Origin of the sequence: Nonomuraea aurantiaca (assembly GCF_020215705.1) — a bacterium.
In the GTDB taxonomy this organism is placed as follows: Bacteria; Actinomycetota; Actinomycetes; order Streptosporangiales; family Streptosporangiaceae; genus Nonomuraea; species Nonomuraea aurantiaca.
On the sequence record NZ_JAIWNB010000024.1, the window covers coordinates 42,998 to 62,397 of the forward strand.

Below are 19,400 nucleotides of genomic sequence, written 5' to 3' on the forward strand. Positions count from 1 at the left end.
GTAGAGCTGTGAGTTTCAGCTCGCGTACGAAGATTTGGACGGTCGCCCTGCTCGCGGCCACCGTGATGACGTCGGTCGGCGCCTGTGGCGGCGGCGACAAGGCGGACAGTGGCAAGGTCGAACTCCGCTTCTCCTACTGGGGCAGCGACTCCCGGCAGAAGCTCACCGAGCAGGTGATCAAGAAGTTCGAGGAGAAGAACCCGACCATCAACGTCGAGGGTGACTTCTCCGACTTCAACAACTACTACGAGAAACTGGCCACCAAGGTGGCGGCGAACGACGCCCCCGACGTCATGAGCATCGAGATCCGCGGCCTGGGCGAGTACGCCGGGCGCGGCGCCCTGGCCGACCTGGCGGGCAAGGTGGTCACGACCGACCTCGACCAGCAGGCGCTCGCCGCCGGGAACATCGACAGCAAGCAGTACGCCATTCCCTCCGGCGTCAACGCCTTCTCCATGCTCGTCAACAAGGCGACGATCGAGAAGGCCAAGCAGAAGGTGCCCGACGACAAGTCCTGGACCTGGGACGACTGGATCAACCTGGCCAAGCAGATCAGCGCGAGCGGTGGCGGCATCACGGGAGCCGAGTACAACTACAACCCCGCCTGGCTGCAGATCTTCGCGGCCCAGCGCGGCGAGAAGCTGTACGACGGCAAGAAGCTGGGCGTCTCGCCCGACACGCTGAAGGCCTGGTGGGGCATCCACCAGCAGCTCATCCAGACCAAGGGCTCGCCTGACGCGGCGAAGAGCTCCGAGCTGATCGCGGGCGGGGTCGAACAGTCACCGCTGGGCACCAACACCGGTGCGACGGGCATGTGGTGGAGCAACCAGCTCGGCGGCCTGACCAAGGCGTCCGGTCAGGAGCTGACCCTGCTGCGCATGCCCAAGGTGAAGGAGGCGACCACCAGCGGTATGTTCCTGCAGCCGTCGATGTTCTACACGGTCGCCGCCAAGTCCGAGCATCCGGCGGAAGCCGCCAAGTTCATCGACTTCATGGTCAACGACCCGGACGCGGCCTCGATCCTGCTGAGCGACCGCGGCCTGCCGACCAACGCCAAGGTGCTCGCCGCCGTCAAGGACAAGCTGCCGGCCGTCGACCAGAAGACGCTGGCCTTCATCGACGAGGTCAGGAGCGAGCTGAGCCCGATCGCCGCTCCGCCGAAGGGCGCCCTCCAGGTGGACGACATCCTCAAGCGCATCACCGAGGAGGTCGTCTTCGCCAAGACGACACCGGACGCCGCCGCACAGAAGTTCCTGACCGAGGCCAACGCGGCCATCGCCGGCTGAGCTCGGTACAGCAGGGCCGGGGCTGTCAGCGGCTCCGGCCCGTCATTTTCGCTACTCGGGGAGAGAAGTTGAGCACCAGGTACGCCTTCGTCGGCCTTGGTCACCGCGTCCGGATGTACATCGACGCCCTGCTGGGTGACTGGCGGGACACCGGGACGATCGCCGGCCTCTGCGACACCAACCGGACCCGCATGGACTACTACGCCGAGCGCATCGGCGCGGACGTGCCCCGCTTCCAGCCGGACGATTTCGGCAAGCTGCTGGAGCTGGCCGACGCGGTCGTGGTCACCACGGTGGACGCGACGCACGCCCGCTACGTCGTCGCCGCCCTCGACGCGGGCCTCGACGTCATCGTGGAGAAGCCGCTCACCATCGACGCCGAAGGCTGCGAGGCCATCGCCGCGGCCGCCGAGCGCAACCCGGGCAAGCTGGTGGTCACCTTCAACTACCGCTACTCGCCCCGCAACTCGGCGGTCAAGAAGCTGATCAGCGAAGGCGCGATCGGCGAGGTCACCTCGGTCCACTTCGACTGGGCGCTGGACACCATCCACGGCGCCGACTACTTCCGCCGCTGGCACCGCGAGCGGGCCAACTCCGGCGGCCTGCTGGTGCACAAGTCCACCCACCACTTCGACCTGGTCAACTGGTGGCTCGCCGCGGCACCCGAGCTCGTCTTCGCCCAGACCGACCTGCGCTTCTACGGCCAGGCCCTGCCCCGAGGCCCACGCCCCGCCCGCGGCCAGGGCGCGTCCGGCCTCGGCACCGACCCGTTCATCCTCGACATCTCCACCGACGAGCACCTCAAGCGGCTCTACCTGGACGCCGAGCACGAGGACGGCTACATCCGCGACCAGGACGTCTTCGGACCGGGCGTGACCATCGACGACAACATGTCGGTCCTGGTCCGCTACGCCAACCGGGCCATGCTCACCTACTCGCTCACCGCGCACGCCCCGTACGAGGGCTACCGGGTGGTGTTCAACGGCACGGAGGGGCGCGTCGAGCTGGAGGTCTGCGAGCGATCTTGGACGCCACCGCACGCCGCGATCGACCCGAGCGCCGCCACCAAGCAGCACGCGGCCGGCGCATGGGAGAAGCTCACCCTGCACCGGCACTGGCAGGAGCGCGAGGAGATCGTGATCGAGCAGGGGGAGGGCGGCCACGGCGGCGGCGACCGGCTGCTGCTCGACGACGTCTTCCGCGGCCCCGGCGACGACCCGCTCGGGCGTCCGGCGGGTTACCGCGACGGCATCCGCAGCGTACTTGTGGGCGCCGCGGCCAACCGCTCGGCCGCCACCGGCCGCGCCGTCCACCTGACCGACGACGGCACCCGCCTGGCCGACGCCTGACCGACGACCGGTTCCCCGGGCGGGCCGGTAGGCCATCCGCAGGCGGCGTACTGCCTACGGGCCTGTCCGTGCGGGCTGTGGAACGACCTGTTCGGCGAGTACCTCAGCGTCAACGCCGTCACCAGCGACGCCGTGGATCCGATCTCGTTCCAGCCCGAGCTGAAGGTGTGCGCGGTCTCCCTGGCCAGGGTGGTCACGGAGCAGCCCGCCGACGTCCCCTCACGAGCGCCCGAGCCGGCCGTGCGGGAGACCGGGCAGGCGGTGCCCGGTCCGGTCGCGGCGCTGGCCGGGCTGTTCGGGCTGGCCGAGCTGACCCCGCCGGTGCTCGCAGGTCACGAACGCCAGTATCTGGCCGGTTTCCTGGCCGGTCTGAGTGATGCGCCGCCCGCCGGTACGGCCGTACCGATCTTGCCGAGCCATGCCCCCATCGACCCGAGCCACGCTCTGTGGATCAACGGCGCGCTGGCCGGCGCCTTCTCCCGCATCGCGGCCCCTGCGCTGGTTCCGCAACCCACCGACGTGCCCGAGACGCCGGTGCGCGAGCTCATCGTCCTGTGGGCCTCGCAGACCGGAAACGCCGAGGAGTTCGCCGCCGCGAGCGCTCGCCGCCTGGCCGGCACGGGCCGCAAGGCCAGGCTCGTCGACATGGCCGACTGCACCCCGGCAGCTCTTCCCGCCGAGGCGGACCTGCTCGTCATCTCCAGTACGTTCGGCGACGGTGAAGCACCCGACAACGGTGCCGCCTTCTGGGAGGCGCTCGCCGAGCCAGGAGCACCGCGGCTCGACGGCGTGCGCTATGCGGTGCTGGCCTTCGGCGACTCCAGCTACGACGACTTCTGCGGCCACGGACGCCAGCTCGACCGGCGTCTGGAGGAGCTCGGCGCGGTCCGCCTGGCGCCGCGCGCCGATTGCGAGCCCGACGACCAGGAGCGCGCTCTGAGCTGGCTCGACCAGGTGCTCGCCACGCTCGCTGAGACCACGCCCGCGCCGGCCGTGCCCCTCGATCCGTCCACCAGTCCGCGCAAGGCGGCGCCCTTCACCGCGACGCTGTCGGGCAACCGGCTGCTCAGTCTGCCCGGCTCGGCCAAAGAGGTCCGCCAGTTCACCTTCGACACCGGCGGCGAGCTGGCCTACCAGGCCGGGGACGCTCTCGGCGTCATGCCCGTCAACAGCGCCGATCTGGTGATGGAATGGCTGGCGGTGACCGGTCTCAGCCCGGTCGACAACGTGGAGCTCACCGGCCTCGGCTCGCTTCCCCTCGGGGAGGCGCTGCACCGCCATCTGGACATCACCAAGATCACCCCGGGCCTGCTCAAGTTCGTCGCCGAACGTACTCGTAACCGCGATCTGTCCCGGTTGCTGCGTCCAGGCAACAAGGGCGAGCTGGCCAAGTGGACATGGAGCCGCCAGGCCATCGACGTCATCGCCGAACTCCCGGTACGCGCCGGCGCCCAGGAATGGCTCGGCGTGCTCAAACGGCTCCAGCCGCGCCTGTACTCCATCTCCTCCAGCCCGCTGACCAGCCCTGACGAGATACGCCTGACCATCTCGGTGGTCCGCTTCGACAATCTGCGCGGCCGCCCGCGTACCGGAGCGTGCTCGGCCTACCTGGCCGACAACCCGGAGCGGGCCCAGGTACCGGTGTACGTCCAGCACACCACCCACTTCCGCCCGCCCTCGGACCCGGGCACCCCGATGGTGATGATCGGCCCCGGCACCGGCGTCGCCCCCTTCCTCGGCTTCCTCGACGAACGCCGCGCCCTCGGCCACCACGGCCGTAACTGGCTCTTCTTCGGTGAGCAGCGCCGTGCCACCGACTTCTACTACCGCGACGAACTCACCGAGATGCACGACGACGGGCTGCTGACCCGCCTCGACCTGGCCTTCTCCCGCGACCAGCGCGCCAAGGTCTACGTTCAGGACCGCATGCGCGAGCACGGTGCCCAGCTCTGGGCCTGGCTGCAGGACGGGGCACACGTATATGTGTGCGGTGACGCCGGCCGGATGGCCAAGGACGTCGACCAGACCCTGCATGACATCACGGCCCGCTACGGCGGCCTCTCTCCTGACGACGCGGCCGCGTACGTCAAGCAGCTGGCCGCGAGCAAGCGCTACGTACGCGACGTGTATTGACTACGGACGTCGAGCGCTTGCGGGCCGCCGACGACCGGTTATGGGGCCGAGCACTCCCAGGAGCAGGGCGAGCCGGCCCAGTGCAGGGCGATGTACAGCTCGGGCTGCCCCCAGTAGCGCACCCGCTCGCGGGTGACGCGGTAACCGGCGCTCTGCTCGGGCTCGTCCAGCGAGTGGCGCGGACGGGGATGGCCAGGAGGCCGATGTCCTGGTCGACGTGGGTGAGCAGGCCGTGGCAGGGCCCGCCGAGGCAGATGGCGTTGCAGTCATGCCGCTCGTCCGGCGCGGGCGGGTTCATGCGGGGTAGGCGTGGGTCTCGGTGGCCTTGGCCGAGGCCCAGATCTGCTGGCCCAGGGTCAGGTCGAGGTCGGCGACGGCGGCGGGGGTGATGTCGGCGAAGGCGGTGACGGGGCCGTCGAGGTGCACGCGTACGTTGTCGCCGTGGCGTTCGATGCCCTCGATGCGGGCTTGCCACAGGTTGCGCGGACTGCCGTCCGGGCGGGTCCGGTAGAGGGCGACGGCGGAGGGCGGGAAGGCGACGAACGCGGGCCCGTCGAGGTGCTCGTAGGTGTGCAGCAACAGCTCGCCGACCTTGACCCGGGCTCCGTCGGCCACGCCGCGATACAGGTTGAGCCCGACCAGGCGGGCCACGTAGTCGGTACGGGGGCGGCGGGCGACCTCGGCCGGACTGCCCTGCTGGACGATGGCGCCGTTCTCGATCACGACCAGCCGGTCGGCCAGCACCATCGCGTCGAGGGGGTCGTGGGTGACCAGCACGGTCGCGCCGTCGAAGTCGGCCAGGTGACGGCGCAGCTGGGAGCGGATCTCCAGCCGGGTGTGGGCGTCGAGCGCGGCCAGCGGCTCGTCCAGCAGCAGCAGATCGGGCTGTATGGCCAGCGCCCGCGCCAGCGCGACCCGCTGAGCCTGGCCGCCGGACAGCTGCCGTGGCTTGGCGGCGGCGCGATCGGCCAGGCCGACGCGTTCCAGCAGGGCGGCGGCGGTACGGCGGGCCTCGGCCTTGGGCACCCCGTGGCAGCGCGGCCCGAACGCGACGTTGTCCAGCGCCGTCAGGTGTGGGAAGAGCAGGTAGTCCTGGAAGACCATGCCGATCGGGCGTTCCTCGGCGGGCAGCGTGTGCAGCGGCCTGCCGCGCAGAACGATCTGCCCGTCGGACAGGCGAGTGAGCCCGGCCAGGGCGCGCAGGGCGGTGGTCTTGCCCGCGCCGTTGGGGCCGAGCAGCGCGACGACCTCGCCCGGAGCGACCTCCAGGGTGAGGTCGAGGGTGAAGGCGGGCCGGGCGACCACCAGCCGGGCGTGCAGAGTCATGGCGCGCTCACCCACCGGTCACGCAGGCTGGTCAAAATGATCACCGAGACGGCCAGCAGAACGAGGCTGAGCACGATGGCCGCTTCCGGCTCGGTCTCCAGCGCCAGATAGACCGCCAGCGGCATGGTGCGGGTGGTGCCGGGGAAGTTGCCCGCGAACGTGATCGTCGCGCCGAACTCGCCCAACGCCCGCGCCCAGCACAACACCGCCCCGGCCACGACGCCCGGCATGACCATCGGCAGCGTCACCCGCCGGAACACCGTCCACCGCGAGGCGCCCAGCGTGGCCGCGGCCTCCTCGAAACGCCGGTCGGCACCACGCAACGCCCCCTCAACGCTGATCACCAGGAAGGGCATCGCCACGAACGCCTCGGCGATGATCACCCCGGCGGTGGTGAACGGCAGCGTGATGCCGAACGTGGCCTCCAGCCACTGCCCGACCAGCCCGCGCCGCCCCAGTACGAGCAGCAACGCCACACCGCCGACCACCGGCGGCAGCACCAGCGGGACGGTGACCAGGGCCCGGACCAGCCGCCGCCCGGGAAACGACACCCGGGCCAGCAGCCAGGCCAGCGGCACCCCGAGCAGCAGGCACACGGCGGTGGCGATGGTGGCGCACACCAGCGACAGCCGCAACGCCTCCAGCACCTGCGGCTCGGCCAGCCGCTGCAGCAGCGTGGGCCAGGGGGCGCGGATCAGCAGCCCGGCCAGCGGCAGCACGAGGAAGACCAGACCCACGACGGCGGGCACGACCAGCATCCACGGCAGGCGCCCGGAGACCTCGCGCCCCGCGGCCGGCCGGCTGCCGGGCCCGCGTGGTGAGCTCGACAGATCGACCTGCTCCGGCACGGAAGAGTTCATGAGCGATCAGGGCGCCTCGAAGCCGGCCTTGGTCAGCACGTCCTTGCCCTGCTGCGACAGCACCAGATCCACGAACTGCTTGGCCAGATCACCGGCCGGAGCCTTGGCCAGCGTGGCGATCGGATAGTCGTTGATCGCCTTGTCCGCCTCGGGGAACTCGAGCCCCCGCACCTTGCCCGCCGAGGCGATCACATCGGTCTTGTACACCAGGGCCGCGTCCACCTCGCCCAACTCGACCTTGGTCAGCGTGGCCTTGACGTCCTGCTCCAGCGTCACAGGCTTGACCTTCAGCCCGGCCGCGTCCAGCGCCTTGACCGCCGCCGCCCCGCACGGCACCTGCTCGGCGCACAAGGCCACCTTCACCTTGCTGTCGGCCAGGTCCTTCAACTCATCCACCTTGGCCGGATTGTCCTTCGGCACGGCGATCTCCAGCTTGTTACGCACGAACGTGGTCGGCGCACTCGCCGACGACGCGTCGGTCACCGTCTTCATCGTGGCCGGGCTCGCCGCGGCGAACACGTCCGCCGGCGCCCCCTGGACGATCTGCTGAGCCAGCGTCGCGCTGGAGCCGAAGTTGAACTTCACCGTCGTACCCGGGTGCGCGGCCTCGAAGGCCTTGCCGAGCTCGGTGAACGTCCCGGTCAGCGAGGCCGCGGCGAACACCGTCACCTCCTTGGCCCCGCCCCCGGCGGAGGCCGACGCCGACGTTGCGGAGGAGGTGGCCGGTTGGCCGGATCCGCAACCGGACAGGCCCGCGAGCGCGAGCGCGACGGGCAGGGCGATCGCCCATCGGGAAAGACGCCTGAACACCAAGGAGGGCTCCTCACAGAAAACTGGCCACGCGCTCGTGAGCGGGAATCTCCACGACGACGTTGGTGGACTTGATCACGGCGACCGCCACCACCCCCACCTCCAGGCCCAACTCGTCGGCGGCCTGGCGGCTCATCAGCGACACCACCCGAAACGGCCCGGCGGCGATCTCCACCTGCGCCATCACCGCATCGCGGATCACCTCGGTCACGATCCCGCGAAAGCGGTTACGCGCCGAGGACCGGCTACCGCCGTCGCTCTCCTCGATCTGCGAGCGGGCGAAAGCCGCCAGGTCGGCGCCGTTGACCCGCCGGTGGCCGTGCTCATCCCGCTCGGCCCCCAGCCGACCCGCGTCCACCCACCGGCGAACGGTGTCGGAGCTGACCCCGAGCAGCGCTGCGGCTTCGCTGATCCGAAACGTCGTCACACCATCACGATACCTTCCGCACATTCAAGCCTGAATAGCTGTCTTCCGTTGCAGTAGCGGCATCACTTACGGCTCTGCCATCGCATCCACGAGATCGGCGCTGGACCGTCGACACGGCACAAAGGGCCTGCGCTTCGCTCCGGACGTTCTTCCAGGGGCGCCTGCGGCGCACAACGGGCTTCGCAGTCGGCGCTCCGCGCTTCCGGGGGCTCAGGCGTCCTTCCCAGTCGGGCCAACGGCCCGACCCCTGCAGGGCCTCGCTACGCTCGGACGCCCTCCTCGGGCGCAGGCTTCGCCTGCGCGTTCTCCGTTGGCCTCACAGGCAAGAGATATCGCTACCAGTGGACCGGTACCGTGACGTATTCCGCCGTGTCGTATTCCTCAGCTGGCCGCAGGCCGAAGGCAGGCGCCAGAACGTTATCCGTGGGGGTGCCGTAGCAGACCCTCTTCGAGGATGGCTACACGATGTCGCGGCTGTGTTTATCTCCGATGGACTCAAAGATGTCTTGGGCCTGTTTGAACGCTGTGATGGCGTCATCGAAGCGCCGCACCTGGCAGAGGGCGCTCCGAGGTTGCCCAACGCTTGGCCTAGCGACGGCGGCGTGTTCCGGGTGGACGGCGCAATGTGGTGAAGATCAAGCTGACCGACGACGAGCTGACGCTCGTCAAGTCGTTCCGCGATGGAAGCGGACTTGACGGTGCCGCATCCGCTGGCTAAGGCCGCGCTGCGGACGGGGAGGAGATCACGTATATCAAGCGGCTGCGACGTCTCGGGAGGCTGTCCGTTGAGCGCGAGCGGTCCGGCTACGAAGGACTGAAGCTATGGTTCCGGGAGGATTACAAGGAGCCGGTTGTGCTCCAGACCAAGCCAACGATCCGGCTTTCATGGGACGCGAAGGCCCTTGATGATTGGTAGCCATCGGTGCAGGTGGCGAGTTGAGCGTAGTGCAAGGTTTCGTCCGCAGAGGTGGTGTACAGCGGCCGATACAGCAAGACCGTCTTAGAGGATCACCCTCCACCGACTCGTACCACCATCTGAGCAAGGCGAGATTCCGCTGACTAGGCGTCCGCCCTTGCCTACGAACCGGGTGGTCAGGTGTCGTACAAGCCGTCCCAGGGTTCGTAAAAGCCGATGCCGTTCGGGTAGAACTCGGCGTGTTCTTCGCCTTCGAAGGTCTCTATGACGAGGCCGTACAGGATGTCGTTGCACGTGTGCTGGAAAGGTCGGATGGCGATGTCGCCGAACCGGAGGCCGGGAAGGGCGCTGAGCCACTCTTGCAGTCGCTCTTGTGCGGTGTCGACGGCCGTTCGGTGGTCGTCGTCGGTGCCGGTTTGTTCGACGCGGGTGTCGAGGTGATGGCCGGCGGCGTCGAAGGTGTGCAGGACGGCGGACCAGCGTTTGTGTGCTGGCCAGTCTTCAGTGTGCGTGTAGCCCTGTGGGAAGGCGGCTATGACAGAGCCGAAGAACTGCCCGCCGTGCCAGTGGCCGATTGTGTCGGTGTGGTAGTCGGGCTCGTAGACGATGGGAATGACCTCGGGGACTGACATGGGCCGGAGAGTAGCCGTCGGGTACGACAAACAGCTTCCACTTCGCTTCCATCCCAGACCAGCCGAACGCGCCGAGATTGCTCAGCAGATGTGCGGCGTTCCACCCGCGTTGAGCGCACCGAGTCAGCGCGCCTGGCCGCTCAGGATCCTCAACCAAAGATCGTCGGCTGCGCGGGCGGACACCCAGGTGCTTTCCACGATGCCAGCTGGAGCCCGGTCTGAGATTCGCCGGACGAACCATAGCCCGCCTGCCGTACACAGCTCGAAGATCGGAAGCCGGCAGCTGCACGTGTACTGGCGCACCCGTATTCGATGCGCGCGTGGTCGGCTGGGCTCCCAGTCCACCGGCTTGGCGTGAGCGTGCGGAGCTGCCACGTGCACCCCGTGGCAATCGGCGAGGGGCATCGAGGTGGCCACCGCTTCACTGCCGGGGGTGCTGGGCGTGGAGGAGCGCCACGAACGCCACCACGTCGTCGGCGCTCACCGTCTGCTGAAGACCCGCGTCGATCTCGGCGTTGCGGAGCTGGACGCCGCGCCTGGTCGCGTAGAACACGCCGGCGTCGCTGCGGAAGAACGACCAGCCGGGGAACGTGGCACGAAGCGCGTCAAGGTCATAGCCGAGTGTCGCCATGCCTCAACACTAAGCATGCGCCACATGGTTGTCTATAGGCGTCTACGGTGCCATCCGGTAAACGATGGTAGTTCACAGTTTTCTACAGTTGCATCGTGATCGAGTTCCGTGAGGATCAGCCAAGATGGCAGCAGGCTGCACAGGTGATCCGCGAACGCATTGCAGCAGGTGTCTACCGCCCCGGCTCACGCGTGCCGAGCGAGAACGATCTCATGCAGGAGTTCGGCATCGCTCGGATGACCGCCCACAAGGCGATGAGAGCCCTCCGCGAAGAGGGGGCCATCTATACCGTCCGCGGCATGGGTAGCTTCGTCAGCCCACCCGACACCAGTAGCCCCTCCAAGGCGTAGGCCATGGCGCCAAGCCGACAGCCCAGCGTGGCGACAGCGACGCAGGAGGCCGAACATCACCGCGACTCCAGCGATAGACATTCTGCGAAGAAGGCCCAGGCGTCGACAGAAGTGATTCACTTTCTCGGACGGACGCCAACGCGCGGTGCTCAGCATCGACCTGGTCCTAATCGACCGTCCAAGAACAGGCGGGTTTAGGCGAGAGCATTCCCGCCCTCTCCAAGAGCTTCCGCCGAGCGGATCACGTGGGCGTAGACCTGGAAGGTGATCCAGGGACCTGAACCGCTGGGCCGGGCTCGCGACGGCTTATACCGGGACGCCTGTATGCCCACGTGGAACGGCGTAGGTACCCCTAGCTATACCCCCATTGGGGCGTACATGGGAGCGACCGAGAGAGCCCCTGACTGATGTGCTGATCACTGTCAGTCAAGCGCATCTCTCGGGAGAAAATGAAATGTCAGTCGACAGCCAGCGGGGCATCGAGCGTCATCCGAGTCAGACCGGGCTAAGGGGTTTCATCCGTCGCCGTCCGCTGCTCAGTTTCTTCGTACTGGCGAATCTGATGAGCTGGCTCGCCTGGGCGCCCTACATTCTCTCGGCGACCGGCCTAGGGGTTTTAGATTTCACATTCCCCTCGCTGCTCGGGACCACGCAGTTCGCCGGTGTTCTCCCGGGCGCCTATCTCGGGCCGATCTTCGCCGCGTTCATCGTGACCGCGATCGCGGACGGCCGGGCAGGTCTTCGTCGGTGGGTCGGGCGGATGCTGAAGTGGCGGGTCAGCTGGGTCTGGTACCTCGGGACCGCCGTCGGCGTTCCCGCCGCCATCATCGTCGCCGGTCTCGCGGTGTCCAACGAAGACATCCACATGCCGCCCGTCGCCGTGCTGGTGGCCTACCTGCCGAGCCTGCTGCTCCAGATGGTCACCACTGGTCTGGCGGAAGAGCCCGGTTGGCGGGACTTCGCCCTGCCCCGCCTGCAGCGCAAGTTCGGCCCGCTGGGCGGCACTCTCATTCTCGGCCCGCTGTGGGGCTTCTGGCACGTGCCGCTGTTCCTGAGTGAGTGGGGCGGGTGGCCGAACGTCACCTGGCTGACGGTCGGCGAGTTCGTCGCCTTCGCCAGTGTCTTCAGCGTGATCGTCACCTGGGTGTTCAACCGGACCGGTCAGAGCCTGCCCCTGGTCATGCTGCTGCACGTCAGCGTCAACAACTTCATGTCGCTCGCCTACTCGGACATGTTCCCGTCGATCGCCACCGCGGAGCAGACGTCCCATGTCACCCTGATCGCCAGCAGCACGGTAGCGATCATCATTCTCGTCGCGACCCGCGGCCGCCTCGGTTACCGCAAGGCCGAGGAATCCACGCCGGAGGTCGCTCATCAGAACTGAACGACCAGAAGAGCGAGAGCGCGGGCGTGGGACCGGAAAGCCGTCCCGCGCCCGCTGTGCGTCTTGGCCTGGCCACCGCTTCGGTTACGGAACGTCCCCCCGGTGGTCCACGATGCCGACGGCCACCTGAGCCACTGAGAGGACCACCTCGCCCTTGGGCAGCTTGCTGTACGGGGACCGCGCATCCGCTCCGCCGATGTAGACGCAGAATCGCTCATGCGCTCTCTCCTTGGTAGCTGTCGATGATGGCGGCGTTGGTCGGGAATGTCGCGCCGACCCCTGGGATCAAGGGCGGGCAGAGCTGTCCGGTGAGTCCGTAGCGGTCCCGGCGAGGGTGGCGAGTTCGCCGCGCTTGCCGTACCAGGCGCTCCAGGCGGCGATCAGGCAGAGCGTGCCGACCAGCAGGACGGTCGACAGTCCGGTCATCACGTCTACGGGGAGCAGGTAGATGAGCGGGATGCGGATCAGTGACTCGGCGAGCAGGGCCAGCGCCCAGGTCACGGTCATCACGAGATAGACGCGCCGGAAGGCCGGGTCCGCCTGGTACAGCACCCGCCAGCGGGCCGCCGTCTTCTCGTCCTCGGCGCCGAAGCGGATGGCCAGCGCGAACGCGGCCGGCCTGCCGATCAGGCAGGTGGCCATCAGGACGGCGGCGATCGCGAACGTGCTGACGGACTTGATGGCCAGCATGAACCGCTCGTCGCCGGTGAAGAAGGCCAGCACCAGGCCGATGCCGAAGACCAGGCCGGTGAAGGCGGCGAAGCCGTCCAGCCTGCGCTCGCGGAGGGCGATGTAGGCGGTGCGGGCTAGGCCGACCGCGGTGGCGGTCAGCAGCGCGGTGTACTCGCTCACGTGGAACGCGCGCAGCAGGTAGTACGCGGCGATGGGCGGTGCCACATCGGCCAGGATCGTCTTGACGAAGCCGCCCTTCATGACCAGGTCCTCTCCATAGCGGTGCTCCTTATCGCGAAGAATTTCGCTTCAAGATAAGCCCTCGGGGAGGGCTAACGCAAGGAACTTCGCGTTAAAGTGAAGGCATGCAACAGGCACGAAGGCCGGGAGGCCGAAGCGCGCGCGTCCGCCAGCAGGTCCACGAAGCGGTCCTCGACCTCCTGTCAGAACAGGACTGGCACAGCCTGTCGATCCCCCAGATCGCCGAGCGTTCGGGCGTCCACCAGGCCACCGTCTACCGCCGCTGGGGGACGCTGGAGGCACTGGTCGACGACGTGGTGATGGAACGGCTGTCGCAGGAGTCGCCGGTGCCCGACACGGGGTCGCTGCGCGGCGACCTGGAGGCCTACGCGGTCCAGCTGGCGGCGGACGTGGCCGGGCCGCTCGGCCCCCTGTACGTACGCGCCGCGCAGATCAGCACCCGAACCCAAGAGCACCAGACCTACCTGGTCGACCGGGCCGTCCAACTGCAGGACATGCTGGAGCGGGCGGCCAAGCGCGGGGAGGGCTCTCCCGACCTGCTGGAGTTCATGGAAGTGATCATCGCGCCGGTCTACTACCACGCGATGTTCTTCAACCGCCCCATCGGCCCCGACCACGCCCGCACCCTCGTGGACCGCCTGCTGCGCCTCAGGAAGTGACCTGCCGCTCGGCGGATGACCGGGGCGGCGGCCCCGGCACTCCCAGGACGGCATTACCTCGCCGACAGGGGCGATACCTGTCCCTCGTGCGGGGGATGGCGGAGATCGCTCCGCTCGGCGATTACTTTCGGCGAGCGAAAATCCAGGATTAAGGGCGTAAGCACCCCTCGCCAAGGAGCCTCCAGATGAACCCCCGCATCGCCTTCGTCGCCGCCCCACTGCTCACCTTCGCCTACGGTGTGATCCGCATTCTTGACGGGCTCGACGGCAGCCGTGGCCCCGGCCTTGCCTGGACCACCGGGCATCTGGCCTTCATCGCGGCAATGGGGCTGTTCGTGTACATCTTCTCGCAGATGCGCCGGATGGCGGGAGGGGACGCGCTGTCCACCGTGATCGCAGTGGTCGCCACCGCCGGCGCTCTCGCTCTGACCACGCAGTTCACCATCGACGTCGTGGCTGGACTGCTGTCCGCCGACAACTTGAGCATGAGCCTTCTCAGCCGTGAGATCCGCGACACCCCGGGGATCACCTTCGCCGCCTACGACGTCGGCCCGTACCTGTTCTATGTCGGCCAGTTCGCGCTGGTCGTCCGGCTCGCCGTCATGCGCCGGATCAAGGGGTGGACGCCCCTTCTGGTCCTGTGCGACCTCATCATGCCGAACATCGACAAGGACCTCATCCCGCTCGGCGCCATCCTCCTGCTCGTCTCCTTCGCCTCCATCTCCCACCGAGCCCCCTCGACCGACTCCCGTTCGGTCCCCTCGACCGCCAAGCCCACCCCGACCCTGGTATGAGGAAGATCGGCGACCGGCAGGTCCACCTGGCGGTAGCGTCTGAGGCGTGATCAAGGTGCTGCTCGCCGACGACGAGGTCCTGGTCCGGGCGGGTGTGCGAGCCATCCTCGCCGCCGCCCCGGACATCGAGGTGGTCGCGGAGGCGGGCAACGGGCGCGAGGCGCTCGAACTCGCCCGCACGCACCGGCCGGACGTGGCCCTGCTCGATATCCGGATGCCGCTGCTGGACGGCCTGAGCACGGCGGCCGAACTGCGCCGGGCGGCCCCGGATGTCGCGGTGGTGATGCTGACGACGTTCTCCGAAGACGAGTACATCACCAGGGCACTGGACGGCGGGGCGAGCGGCTTCCTGCTCAAGTCGGGAGATCCGTACGAGCTGATGGCGGCCGTACGGGCCGTGCACGGCGGTGCGGCGTTCCTCTCGCCGCAGATCGCCCACCGGGTGATCCAGCAGGTGAGCGGCGGCCGGATGAGCCGGCAGGCGGCGGCCAAGGAGCGGATCGCGCTGCTCACGCCGCGCGAGCGGGAGGTGCTGGCGCTGGTCGGCGCCGGGTTGTCCAACGCGGAGATCGGCGGGCGGCTGTTCCTGGTGGAGGGGACGGTCAAGGCGTACGTGAGCGCCGTGCTGGGCCGCCTGGAGGTGAAGAACCGCGTCCAGGCGGCCGTGCTGGCGTACGAGGCCGGGCTGGTCCCGGGCGACTGATGGGGATCAGCCAGCGGTCAGGCGTCGCGTTCGCGCATCACCCACAGCCCGGCGGCGACCACCACGGCGGCCCACGCGGTGAGTACGAGGCCGGATGCCGCCTCTCCCGCGATGAAGCGCTCCCCGACGGGCATGGGCGTGTAGGCGGCGAGCGTGTTGAGGAACTCGGCGTTCAGCGAGGTGGCGAGTCCCTGCAGGCCGATCGGGAGCACGTACAGCAGGGCGAACAGCATCGTGAGGGCCCCGGCCGATCGGCGGATCAGCGTGCCGAGCCCGAGGGCCAGCACGGCGACGAGCGCCAGGTACGCCGCTATGGCCAGGATTCGGCCGGTCACCTGCCCGGCGTCGAATTCCCAGTACCTCCGCAGCACCGGCGCGCTGGCCGCCACGCCGAGGACGGAGACGAGCCCGCCGGCCAGGAACGTCGTGGCGCCCACGACGGCCACCTTGGCCAGCACCAGCCGGGTGCGGGAGGGCGTGCAGGCCAGCGTGACCATGATGCTGCGGGTGGCGTACTCGCTGGTCACCGCCAGCATGCCGAGCGATCCGAAGATGAGCTGCACCCAGTCCAGGCCCTCGACGACCGACGACACCGGCTCGACCGGTAGGCCATGTTTGCGCAGAAAGACGGCCGTGTCCTTCGCCTCCAGCGCCGCCACCAGCAGCATCGTCAGGAGCGCGCCGCCGGCGAACCACCAGGTGGAGCGGACGGAGCGGAGCTTCAGCCACTCGGCGGCGGCCGCGCGGGCCAGGGCGTTCATGCGGAGGCTCCGAACTCCGTGCTGTCGGCGGTCAGCCGCATGTACGACTCCTCCAGCGAGGACTCGACGGCACGCAGCTCGTAGAGCGGCAATCCCAGCTCGTACGCCTGCCGGCCGATCTGCTCGGTGGTGTGGCCGCTGACGGTCAGCTCGTCCGGGCCGGTCCAGCGCGCGGCGGGCAGGACGTCGGCCAGCGGTCGCAGCCGCGGTCCGCGTACCCGCACCTCCGAGCCGGCGACCAGGCGCTCCATCGGCTCGTCGGCGATCAGCCGGCCCTTGCCGAGGACGATCAGCCGGTCGGCGGTGCGCTCCATCTCGCTCATCAGATGGGAGGAGACGAAGACCGTACGGCCCTCGGCGGCGAGCGATCTGAGCAGTGTGCGGATCCAGCGGACCCCGTCGGGGTCGAGGCCGTTGACCGGCTCGTCCAGCATCAGCACCTCGGGATCGCCGAGCAGCGCGCCCGCGATGCCGAGCCGCTGGCTCATGCCCAGGGAGTACGTACCGGCGCGGCGTCGGGCTCCCTCCGCCATCCCGGTGAGGGCGAGCACCTCCTCGACCCTGGAGGAGGGCAGGCCCTGGCTCACGGTCATGGCCCGCAGGTGGTCCCGGCCGCTGCGGGCGGGGTGGACGGCCTTGGCGTCCAGCAGGGCGCCGATGGTACGCAGCGGACGGTCGAGGTCCGCGTACGGGCGGCCGCCGATCAGGGCGGTGCCTGAGGTGGGGGAGTCCAGGCCCATGATCATGCGCATGGTGGTCGACTTTCCGGCGCCGTTCGGGCCGAGGAAGCCGGTGACCGTGCCGGGGGTGAGCTCCAGGGTGAGATCGTCGACGGCGGTCTTGTCGCCGTAACGTTTGGTCAGTCCGTGCAGGGTGATCATCATCAGGCTCCTTTGCCGACAGGGTCTCGACCATAGGAATCCGGGGATGGCCGGGATCATGCACGATCGGCAGCGGATGCCCCTTACTTTCGTCAGGTGTCGCGGTGCGCGGCGTCGCGTAGCGTGATCGCCATGAATCGGTCGTTCCGGGACATCGTCACGAAGGCGTTCCCGGGCCGCGAACAGGGCGCCGATCTGCTGCTCTGGCTGGCGATCACCGTGCCGGTGTTCCTGGCGAACGAGTCGTCCGAGGTGGGGCAGCCTCCCGGTCTTCCGCTGCCCTGGGCGAGGATCGCCGCCGTACCGCTGCTGGCGCTGGCCGTGGCCGTGGGCCGGCGGCGGCCGGTCGTGGCCGCGGCGGTGCCGGTGGGGCTGGCTCTGGCGGTGACCCCGGAGCTGTACACCGACACCTTCATGGTCCCCCAACTGCTGCTGGCGTTCCTGCTGGGGCGGCGGACCGCCGGCATGCGTCCCGGGCTGCTGTTCTTCGCCGGGGTGTGCCTGGCGGGGCTGGTGACAGTGAATCTCACCCCCGGCCGCACGCTGGCGGACTGGCTGTCGCTGGTCACCACCGCGGTGACGAACATCCTGCTGCCCTGGCTGGCCGGCCGCTACGTCCGCCAGCACGACGGCCTCGTCCGCAGCGGATGGGAGCTCGCCCAGCGTCTGGAGCGGGAGCAGAGCCTGATCGGCGAGCGGATGCGGCTGGTGGAGCGGTCCCGGATCGCCGGCGACATGCACGACTCGCTGGGGCATGAGCTGAGCCTGATCGCGCTGAGCGCCGCCGCGCTCCAGGTACATCCGGGGCTGGACGAGTCCGCCCGCCAGGCGGCCGCCGAGCTGCGCGGGTCCGCCGCGAGGTCCACCGAGCGGCTGCGCGAGATCATCGGGGTGCTGCGGGAGGACGGTGAGAGCGCGCCCGTGCTGCCGTCCGGCGACACCGTGGCCGCCCTGGTCGAGCGGGCCGCCGCGTCGGGGATGGCGGTGACGCTCCACGGCGAGCTGGGCCCGCTGCCGCCGATGGCTGATCGGGCGGCCTACCGGGTGGTTCAGGAGGCCCTGACCAACGCCACCAAGCACGCGCCGGGCGCCGCGGTCACCGTACGGCTGGGCACGGATCACGCGTCTGGCGAGGCGGAGGTCATCGTGGTCAACGCGGCGCCCCCGGCCGGGCCATTGCCGGCGGCCCTCCCCGGCGAAGCGTGCGGTGGCTATGGGTTGATCAGTCTGGACGAGCGGGTACGGCTGGCCGGAGGCATGCTGTGGGCGCGGCCCGCCGACGGCGGCTTCGCCGTCACCGCCCGGCTGCCGCTCACCGCGGGGGCCGCGGCCACGCCGCCCGACTCCCAGCGGGAGCTCGCCCTGGCCCGCCGCAAGGTACGGCGCAGAGTGATCGACGCGATCTGGATGCCCATCGCGGCGGCCACCGCCCTGATGCTGCTGACCTCCGGCTACGACCTCTACACCGCGCACCGCTCGGTGCTGGACGCCGGTGTGTACACGGGGCTGCGCGTCGGTCAGAGCCTGGCGTCGCTCGGATCACGGCTGCCGGCGTACCAGGTGAACGACGGCGGGCGGCCGAGGGGCGCACCTGCGGATCCGCGGGGTGCTGACGAGTGCCGCTTCTACCGGATCAGGGCGAGCTCGCCGTCGCCGGCGTACCGGCTGTGTTTCACCGGCGGACGGCTGTCGCACAAGGACGAGGTGCCGACCGTACGGCGCTGACGGACGAAGTACGTCTCAATCAGCCCCTGGCCAGCGCGAAGACCGACAGCTTGAGCTGGGGGTAGAAGTCGGCCGGCAGGTCTCCGGCTTCTTGCCAGCCGAGTTTGCGGTAGAGGGCGGCCGCAGGAGTCTGGGCGTTGGTGATGAGCCAGGCGGCGGGCCAAGGGCCGGTCGCCCGGGTGAGGAGCTGTCGGCCGATTCCTTGGCCTTGATGGTCGGGGTGGATGAAGAGCTCGGCGACCTAATTTGCAATAGCTCTCCGGCTGCAGCCGACAGCTCCACAGGGTCGTGCGGCTGGTCCGGTCGAGGTTGTGCTCTGGTTCCAGGTGGCCGCGCCTGGTGTCAGCCGCCCGCGATGCTAGCGCCGCTAGCGCAACTGTCGCGGCTATGTTAGCGTCACTCTTGCAACTAGCGGCGCTAGAAATTGGAGTACATCGTGCTCACCCCCATCGCTTACGGGCTCGCTGTCGTGCTCGACCTGTTCATCCTCTTCATCGGTCTGCGCTTCCTCCTGGTCCCGCAGGCCGCCGCCGCCGGCTACGGCGTGCCCGCCAAAAAAGACGGGGACGCCGCCGCCTACCTGACCATCAAGGGCATGCGCGACTCCGTCTACGGCATCGTCGGCCTGGCCCTGCTCTTCTTCGTGGGGGTCCGCGCCGAGGCCTGGCTCATGCTGGTCGTCGCCCTCCTTCCCCTGTCCGACACTGTCATCGTCCTGCGTAACGGTGGCACCAAGGCGGTGGCCTTCGGCATCCACTTCGCCACCGCCGTGGTCGTCCTCATCTGCGCTGCCCTGCTGTTCCTCGCCTGAGCCTGAAACTCTCGTCTGAGCCTGAAGGA

20 protein-coding genes are annotated in these 19,400 nt (G+C 69.0%); 10 read left to right on the top strand and 10 right to left on the bottom strand.

The features are described 5' to 3' along the window. The first annotated feature begins 8 nt into the window (after positions 1–8). The 3 genes from LDL49_RS41075 to LDL49_RS41085 all read left to right on the top strand — a co-directional run bounded on the left by LDL49_RS41075 (position 9) and on the right by LDL49_RS41085 (position 4,768). Positions 9–1,286 carry an ABC transporter substrate-binding protein gene (locus tag LDL49_RS41075; RefSeq protein ID WP_225299953.1) on the top strand — a complete coding sequence of 426 codons (1,278 nt, stop codon included), beginning with the start codon at positions 9–11 and terminating at the stop codon, positions 1,284–1,286. Between the two features lie 68 nt (positions 1,287–1,354). Continuing rightward, on the top strand, positions 1,355–2,635 hold the full coding sequence (locus LDL49_RS41080; RefSeq protein WP_225299955.1) for a Gfo/Idh/MocA family protein: 1,281 nt from the start codon (positions 1,355–1,357) through the stop codon (positions 2,633–2,635). Positions 2,636–2,767: 132 nt separating this feature from the next. After that, positions 2,768–4,768, top strand: coding sequence for a diflavin oxidoreductase (locus LDL49_RS41085; RefSeq protein ID WP_225299957.1), 2,001 nt, complete (start codon positions 2,768–2,770; stop codon positions 4,766–4,768). A gap of 294 nt (positions 4,769–5,062) precedes the next feature. Here the strand turns inward: LDL49_RS41085 and LDL49_RS41090 are convergent, their stop codons facing one another. From LDL49_RS41090 to LDL49_RS41115, 6 genes are all read right to left on the bottom strand, one after another. Further along, positions 5,063–6,094 (bottom strand): ABC transporter ATP-binding protein, encoded by a 1,032-nt coding sequence (locus tag LDL49_RS41090; protein ID WP_225299959.1) that lies wholly within the window; start codon positions 6,092–6,094, stop codon positions 5,063–5,065. Then, on the bottom strand, positions 6,091–6,954 hold the full coding sequence (locus tag LDL49_RS41095) for an ABC transporter permease (protein ID WP_372470559.1): 864 nt from the start codon (positions 6,952–6,954) through the stop codon (positions 6,091–6,093). Before LDL49_RS41095 ends, LDL49_RS41090 begins: the two co-directional genes overlap by 4 nt. Before the next feature lie 6 nt (positions 6,955–6,960). Next, the gene (modA, locus tag LDL49_RS41100; protein WP_225299961.1) at positions 6,961–7,764 is read right to left on the bottom strand and encodes a molybdate ABC transporter substrate-binding protein; all 804 of its coding nucleotides are present in this window, start codon (positions 7,762–7,764) and stop codon (positions 6,961–6,963) included. A gap of 13 nt (positions 7,765–7,777) precedes the next feature. Then, positions 7,778–8,191, bottom strand: a complete 414-nt coding sequence (locus tag LDL49_RS41105) for a TOBE domain-containing protein (RefSeq protein WP_225299964.1) — start codon at positions 8,189–8,191, stop codon at positions 7,778–7,780. 1,092 nt (positions 8,192–9,283) lie between these two features. Beyond that, positions 9,284–9,739, bottom strand: coding sequence for a hypothetical protein (locus tag LDL49_RS41110; protein WP_225299966.1), 456 nt, complete (start codon positions 9,737–9,739; stop codon positions 9,284–9,286). Positions 9,740–10,160: 421 nt separating this feature from the next. Further along, entirely contained in the window at positions 10,161–10,370 is a 210-nt protein-coding gene (locus tag LDL49_RS41115) for a hypothetical protein (protein WP_225299967.1), read from the bottom strand. Positions 10,371–10,465: 95 nt separating this feature from the next. Between LDL49_RS41115 and LDL49_RS41120 the strand changes: the two genes are divergently transcribed. Continuing rightward, positions 10,466–10,720 (top strand): GntR family transcriptional regulator, encoded by a 255-nt coding sequence (locus LDL49_RS41120; protein ID WP_225299969.1) that lies wholly within the window; start codon positions 10,466–10,468, stop codon positions 10,718–10,720. Between the two features lie 409 nt (positions 10,721–11,129). Next, on the top strand, positions 11,130–12,104 hold the full coding sequence (locus LDL49_RS41125; protein ID WP_225299971.1) for a CPBP family intramembrane glutamic endopeptidase: 975 nt from the start codon (positions 11,130–11,132) through the stop codon (positions 12,102–12,104). Positions 12,105–12,389: 285 nt separating this feature from the next. Here the strand turns inward: LDL49_RS41125 and LDL49_RS41130 are convergent, their stop codons facing one another. Beyond that, a complete protein-coding gene (locus LDL49_RS41130; protein ID WP_225299972.1) occupies positions 12,390–13,037 on the bottom strand; it encodes a VC0807 family protein in 648 nt (215 codons plus the stop codon). 104 nt (positions 13,038–13,141) lie between these two features. On the opposite strand from LDL49_RS41130, the gene LDL49_RS41135 reads away from it, so the two are divergent. From LDL49_RS41135 to LDL49_RS41145, 3 genes are all read left to right on the top strand, one after another. Further along, positions 13,142–13,696: a TetR/AcrR family transcriptional regulator gene (locus LDL49_RS41135; RefSeq protein WP_225299973.1), complete on the top strand. Its 555-nt coding sequence runs from the start codon at positions 13,142–13,144 to the stop codon at positions 13,694–13,696. Between the two features lie 185 nt (positions 13,697–13,881). After that, positions 13,882–14,490 carry a hypothetical protein gene (locus LDL49_RS41140; protein ID WP_225299974.1) on the top strand — a complete coding sequence of 203 codons (609 nt, stop codon included), beginning with the start codon at positions 13,882–13,884 and terminating at the stop codon, positions 14,488–14,490. A 46-nt stretch (positions 14,491–14,536) separates the two neighbouring features. Further along, entirely contained in the window at positions 14,537–15,193 is a 657-nt protein-coding gene (locus LDL49_RS41145) for a response regulator (protein WP_225299976.1), read from the top strand. A gap of 17 nt (positions 15,194–15,210) precedes the next feature. Here the strand turns inward: LDL49_RS41145 and LDL49_RS41150 are convergent, their stop codons facing one another. Together LDL49_RS41150 and LDL49_RS41155 are read right to left on the bottom strand one after the other, a co-directional pair. Beyond that, positions 15,211–15,954 carry a hypothetical protein gene (locus tag LDL49_RS41150; RefSeq protein WP_225299979.1) on the bottom strand — a complete coding sequence of 248 codons (744 nt, stop codon included), beginning with the start codon at positions 15,952–15,954 and terminating at the stop codon, positions 15,211–15,213. Next, on the bottom strand, positions 15,951–16,835 hold the full coding sequence (locus tag LDL49_RS41155) for an ABC transporter ATP-binding protein (protein ID WP_225300213.1): 885 nt from the start codon (positions 16,833–16,835) through the stop codon (positions 15,951–15,953). The genes LDL49_RS41150 and LDL49_RS41155 overlap by 4 nt, the downstream gene beginning before the upstream one ends. Before the next feature lie 132 nt (positions 16,836–16,967). Between LDL49_RS41155 and LDL49_RS41160 the strand changes: the two genes are divergently transcribed. After that, positions 16,968–18,560: a sensor histidine kinase gene (locus tag LDL49_RS41160; RefSeq protein WP_225299981.1), complete on the top strand. Its 1,593-nt coding sequence runs from the start codon at positions 16,968–16,970 to the stop codon at positions 18,558–18,560. 19 nt (positions 18,561–18,579) lie between these two features. Here the strand turns inward: LDL49_RS41160 and LDL49_RS59425 are convergent, their stop codons facing one another. After that, positions 18,580–18,786: a GNAT family N-acetyltransferase gene (locus tag LDL49_RS59425; protein WP_225300215.1), complete on the bottom strand. Its 207-nt coding sequence runs from the start codon at positions 18,784–18,786 to the stop codon at positions 18,580–18,582. 210 nt (positions 18,787–18,996) lie between these two features. On the opposite strand from LDL49_RS59425, the gene LDL49_RS41170 reads away from it, so the two are divergent. Then, positions 18,997–19,371 (top strand): DUF4267 domain-containing protein, encoded by a 375-nt coding sequence (locus tag LDL49_RS41170; RefSeq protein ID WP_225299984.1) that lies wholly within the window; start codon positions 18,997–18,999, stop codon positions 19,369–19,371. Positions 19,372–19,400 lie beyond the last annotated feature (29 nt).

What these genes read in the sequence shown, in the direction of transcription:
- LDL49_RS41090 (WP_225299959.1), bottom strand. Translation starts at nt 6,094, where the DNA reads ATGACTCTGCACGCCCGGCTGGTGGTCGCCCGGCCCGCCTTCACCCTC.
- LDL49_RS41095 (WP_372470559.1), bottom strand. Translation starts at nt 6,954, where the DNA reads ATGAACTCTTCCGTGCCGGAGCAGGTCGATCTGTCGAGCTCACCACGC.
- LDL49_RS41110 (WP_225299966.1), bottom strand. Translation starts at nt 9,739, where the DNA reads ATGTCAGTCCCCGAGGTCATTCCCATCGTCTACGAGCCCGACTACCAC.
- LDL49_RS41115 (WP_225299967.1), bottom strand. Translation starts at nt 10,370, where the DNA reads ATGGCGACACTCGGCTATGACCTTGACGCGCTTCGTGCCACGTTCCCC.
- LDL49_RS41130 (WP_225299972.1), bottom strand. Translation starts at nt 13,037, where the DNA reads ATGAAGGGCGGCTTCGTCAAGACGATCCTGGCCGATGTGGCACCGCCC.
- LDL49_RS41135 (WP_225299973.1), top strand. Translation starts at nt 13,142, where the DNA reads ATGCAACAGGCACGAAGGCCGGGAGGCCGAAGCGCGCGCGTCCGCCAG.
- LDL49_RS41140 (WP_225299974.1), top strand. Translation starts at nt 13,882, where the DNA reads ATGAACCCCCGCATCGCCTTCGTCGCCGCCCCACTGCTCACCTTCGCC.
- LDL49_RS41150 (WP_225299979.1), bottom strand. Translation starts at nt 15,954, where the DNA reads ATGAACGCCCTGGCCCGCGCGGCCGCCGCCGAGTGGCTGAAGCTCCGC.
- LDL49_RS41155 (WP_225300213.1), bottom strand. Translation starts at nt 16,835, where the DNA reads ATGATCACCCTGCACGGACTGACCAAACGTTACGGCGACAAGACCGCC.
- LDL49_RS41160 (WP_225299981.1), top strand. Translation starts at nt 16,968, where the DNA reads ATGAATCGGTCGTTCCGGGACATCGTCACGAAGGCGTTCCCGGGCCGC.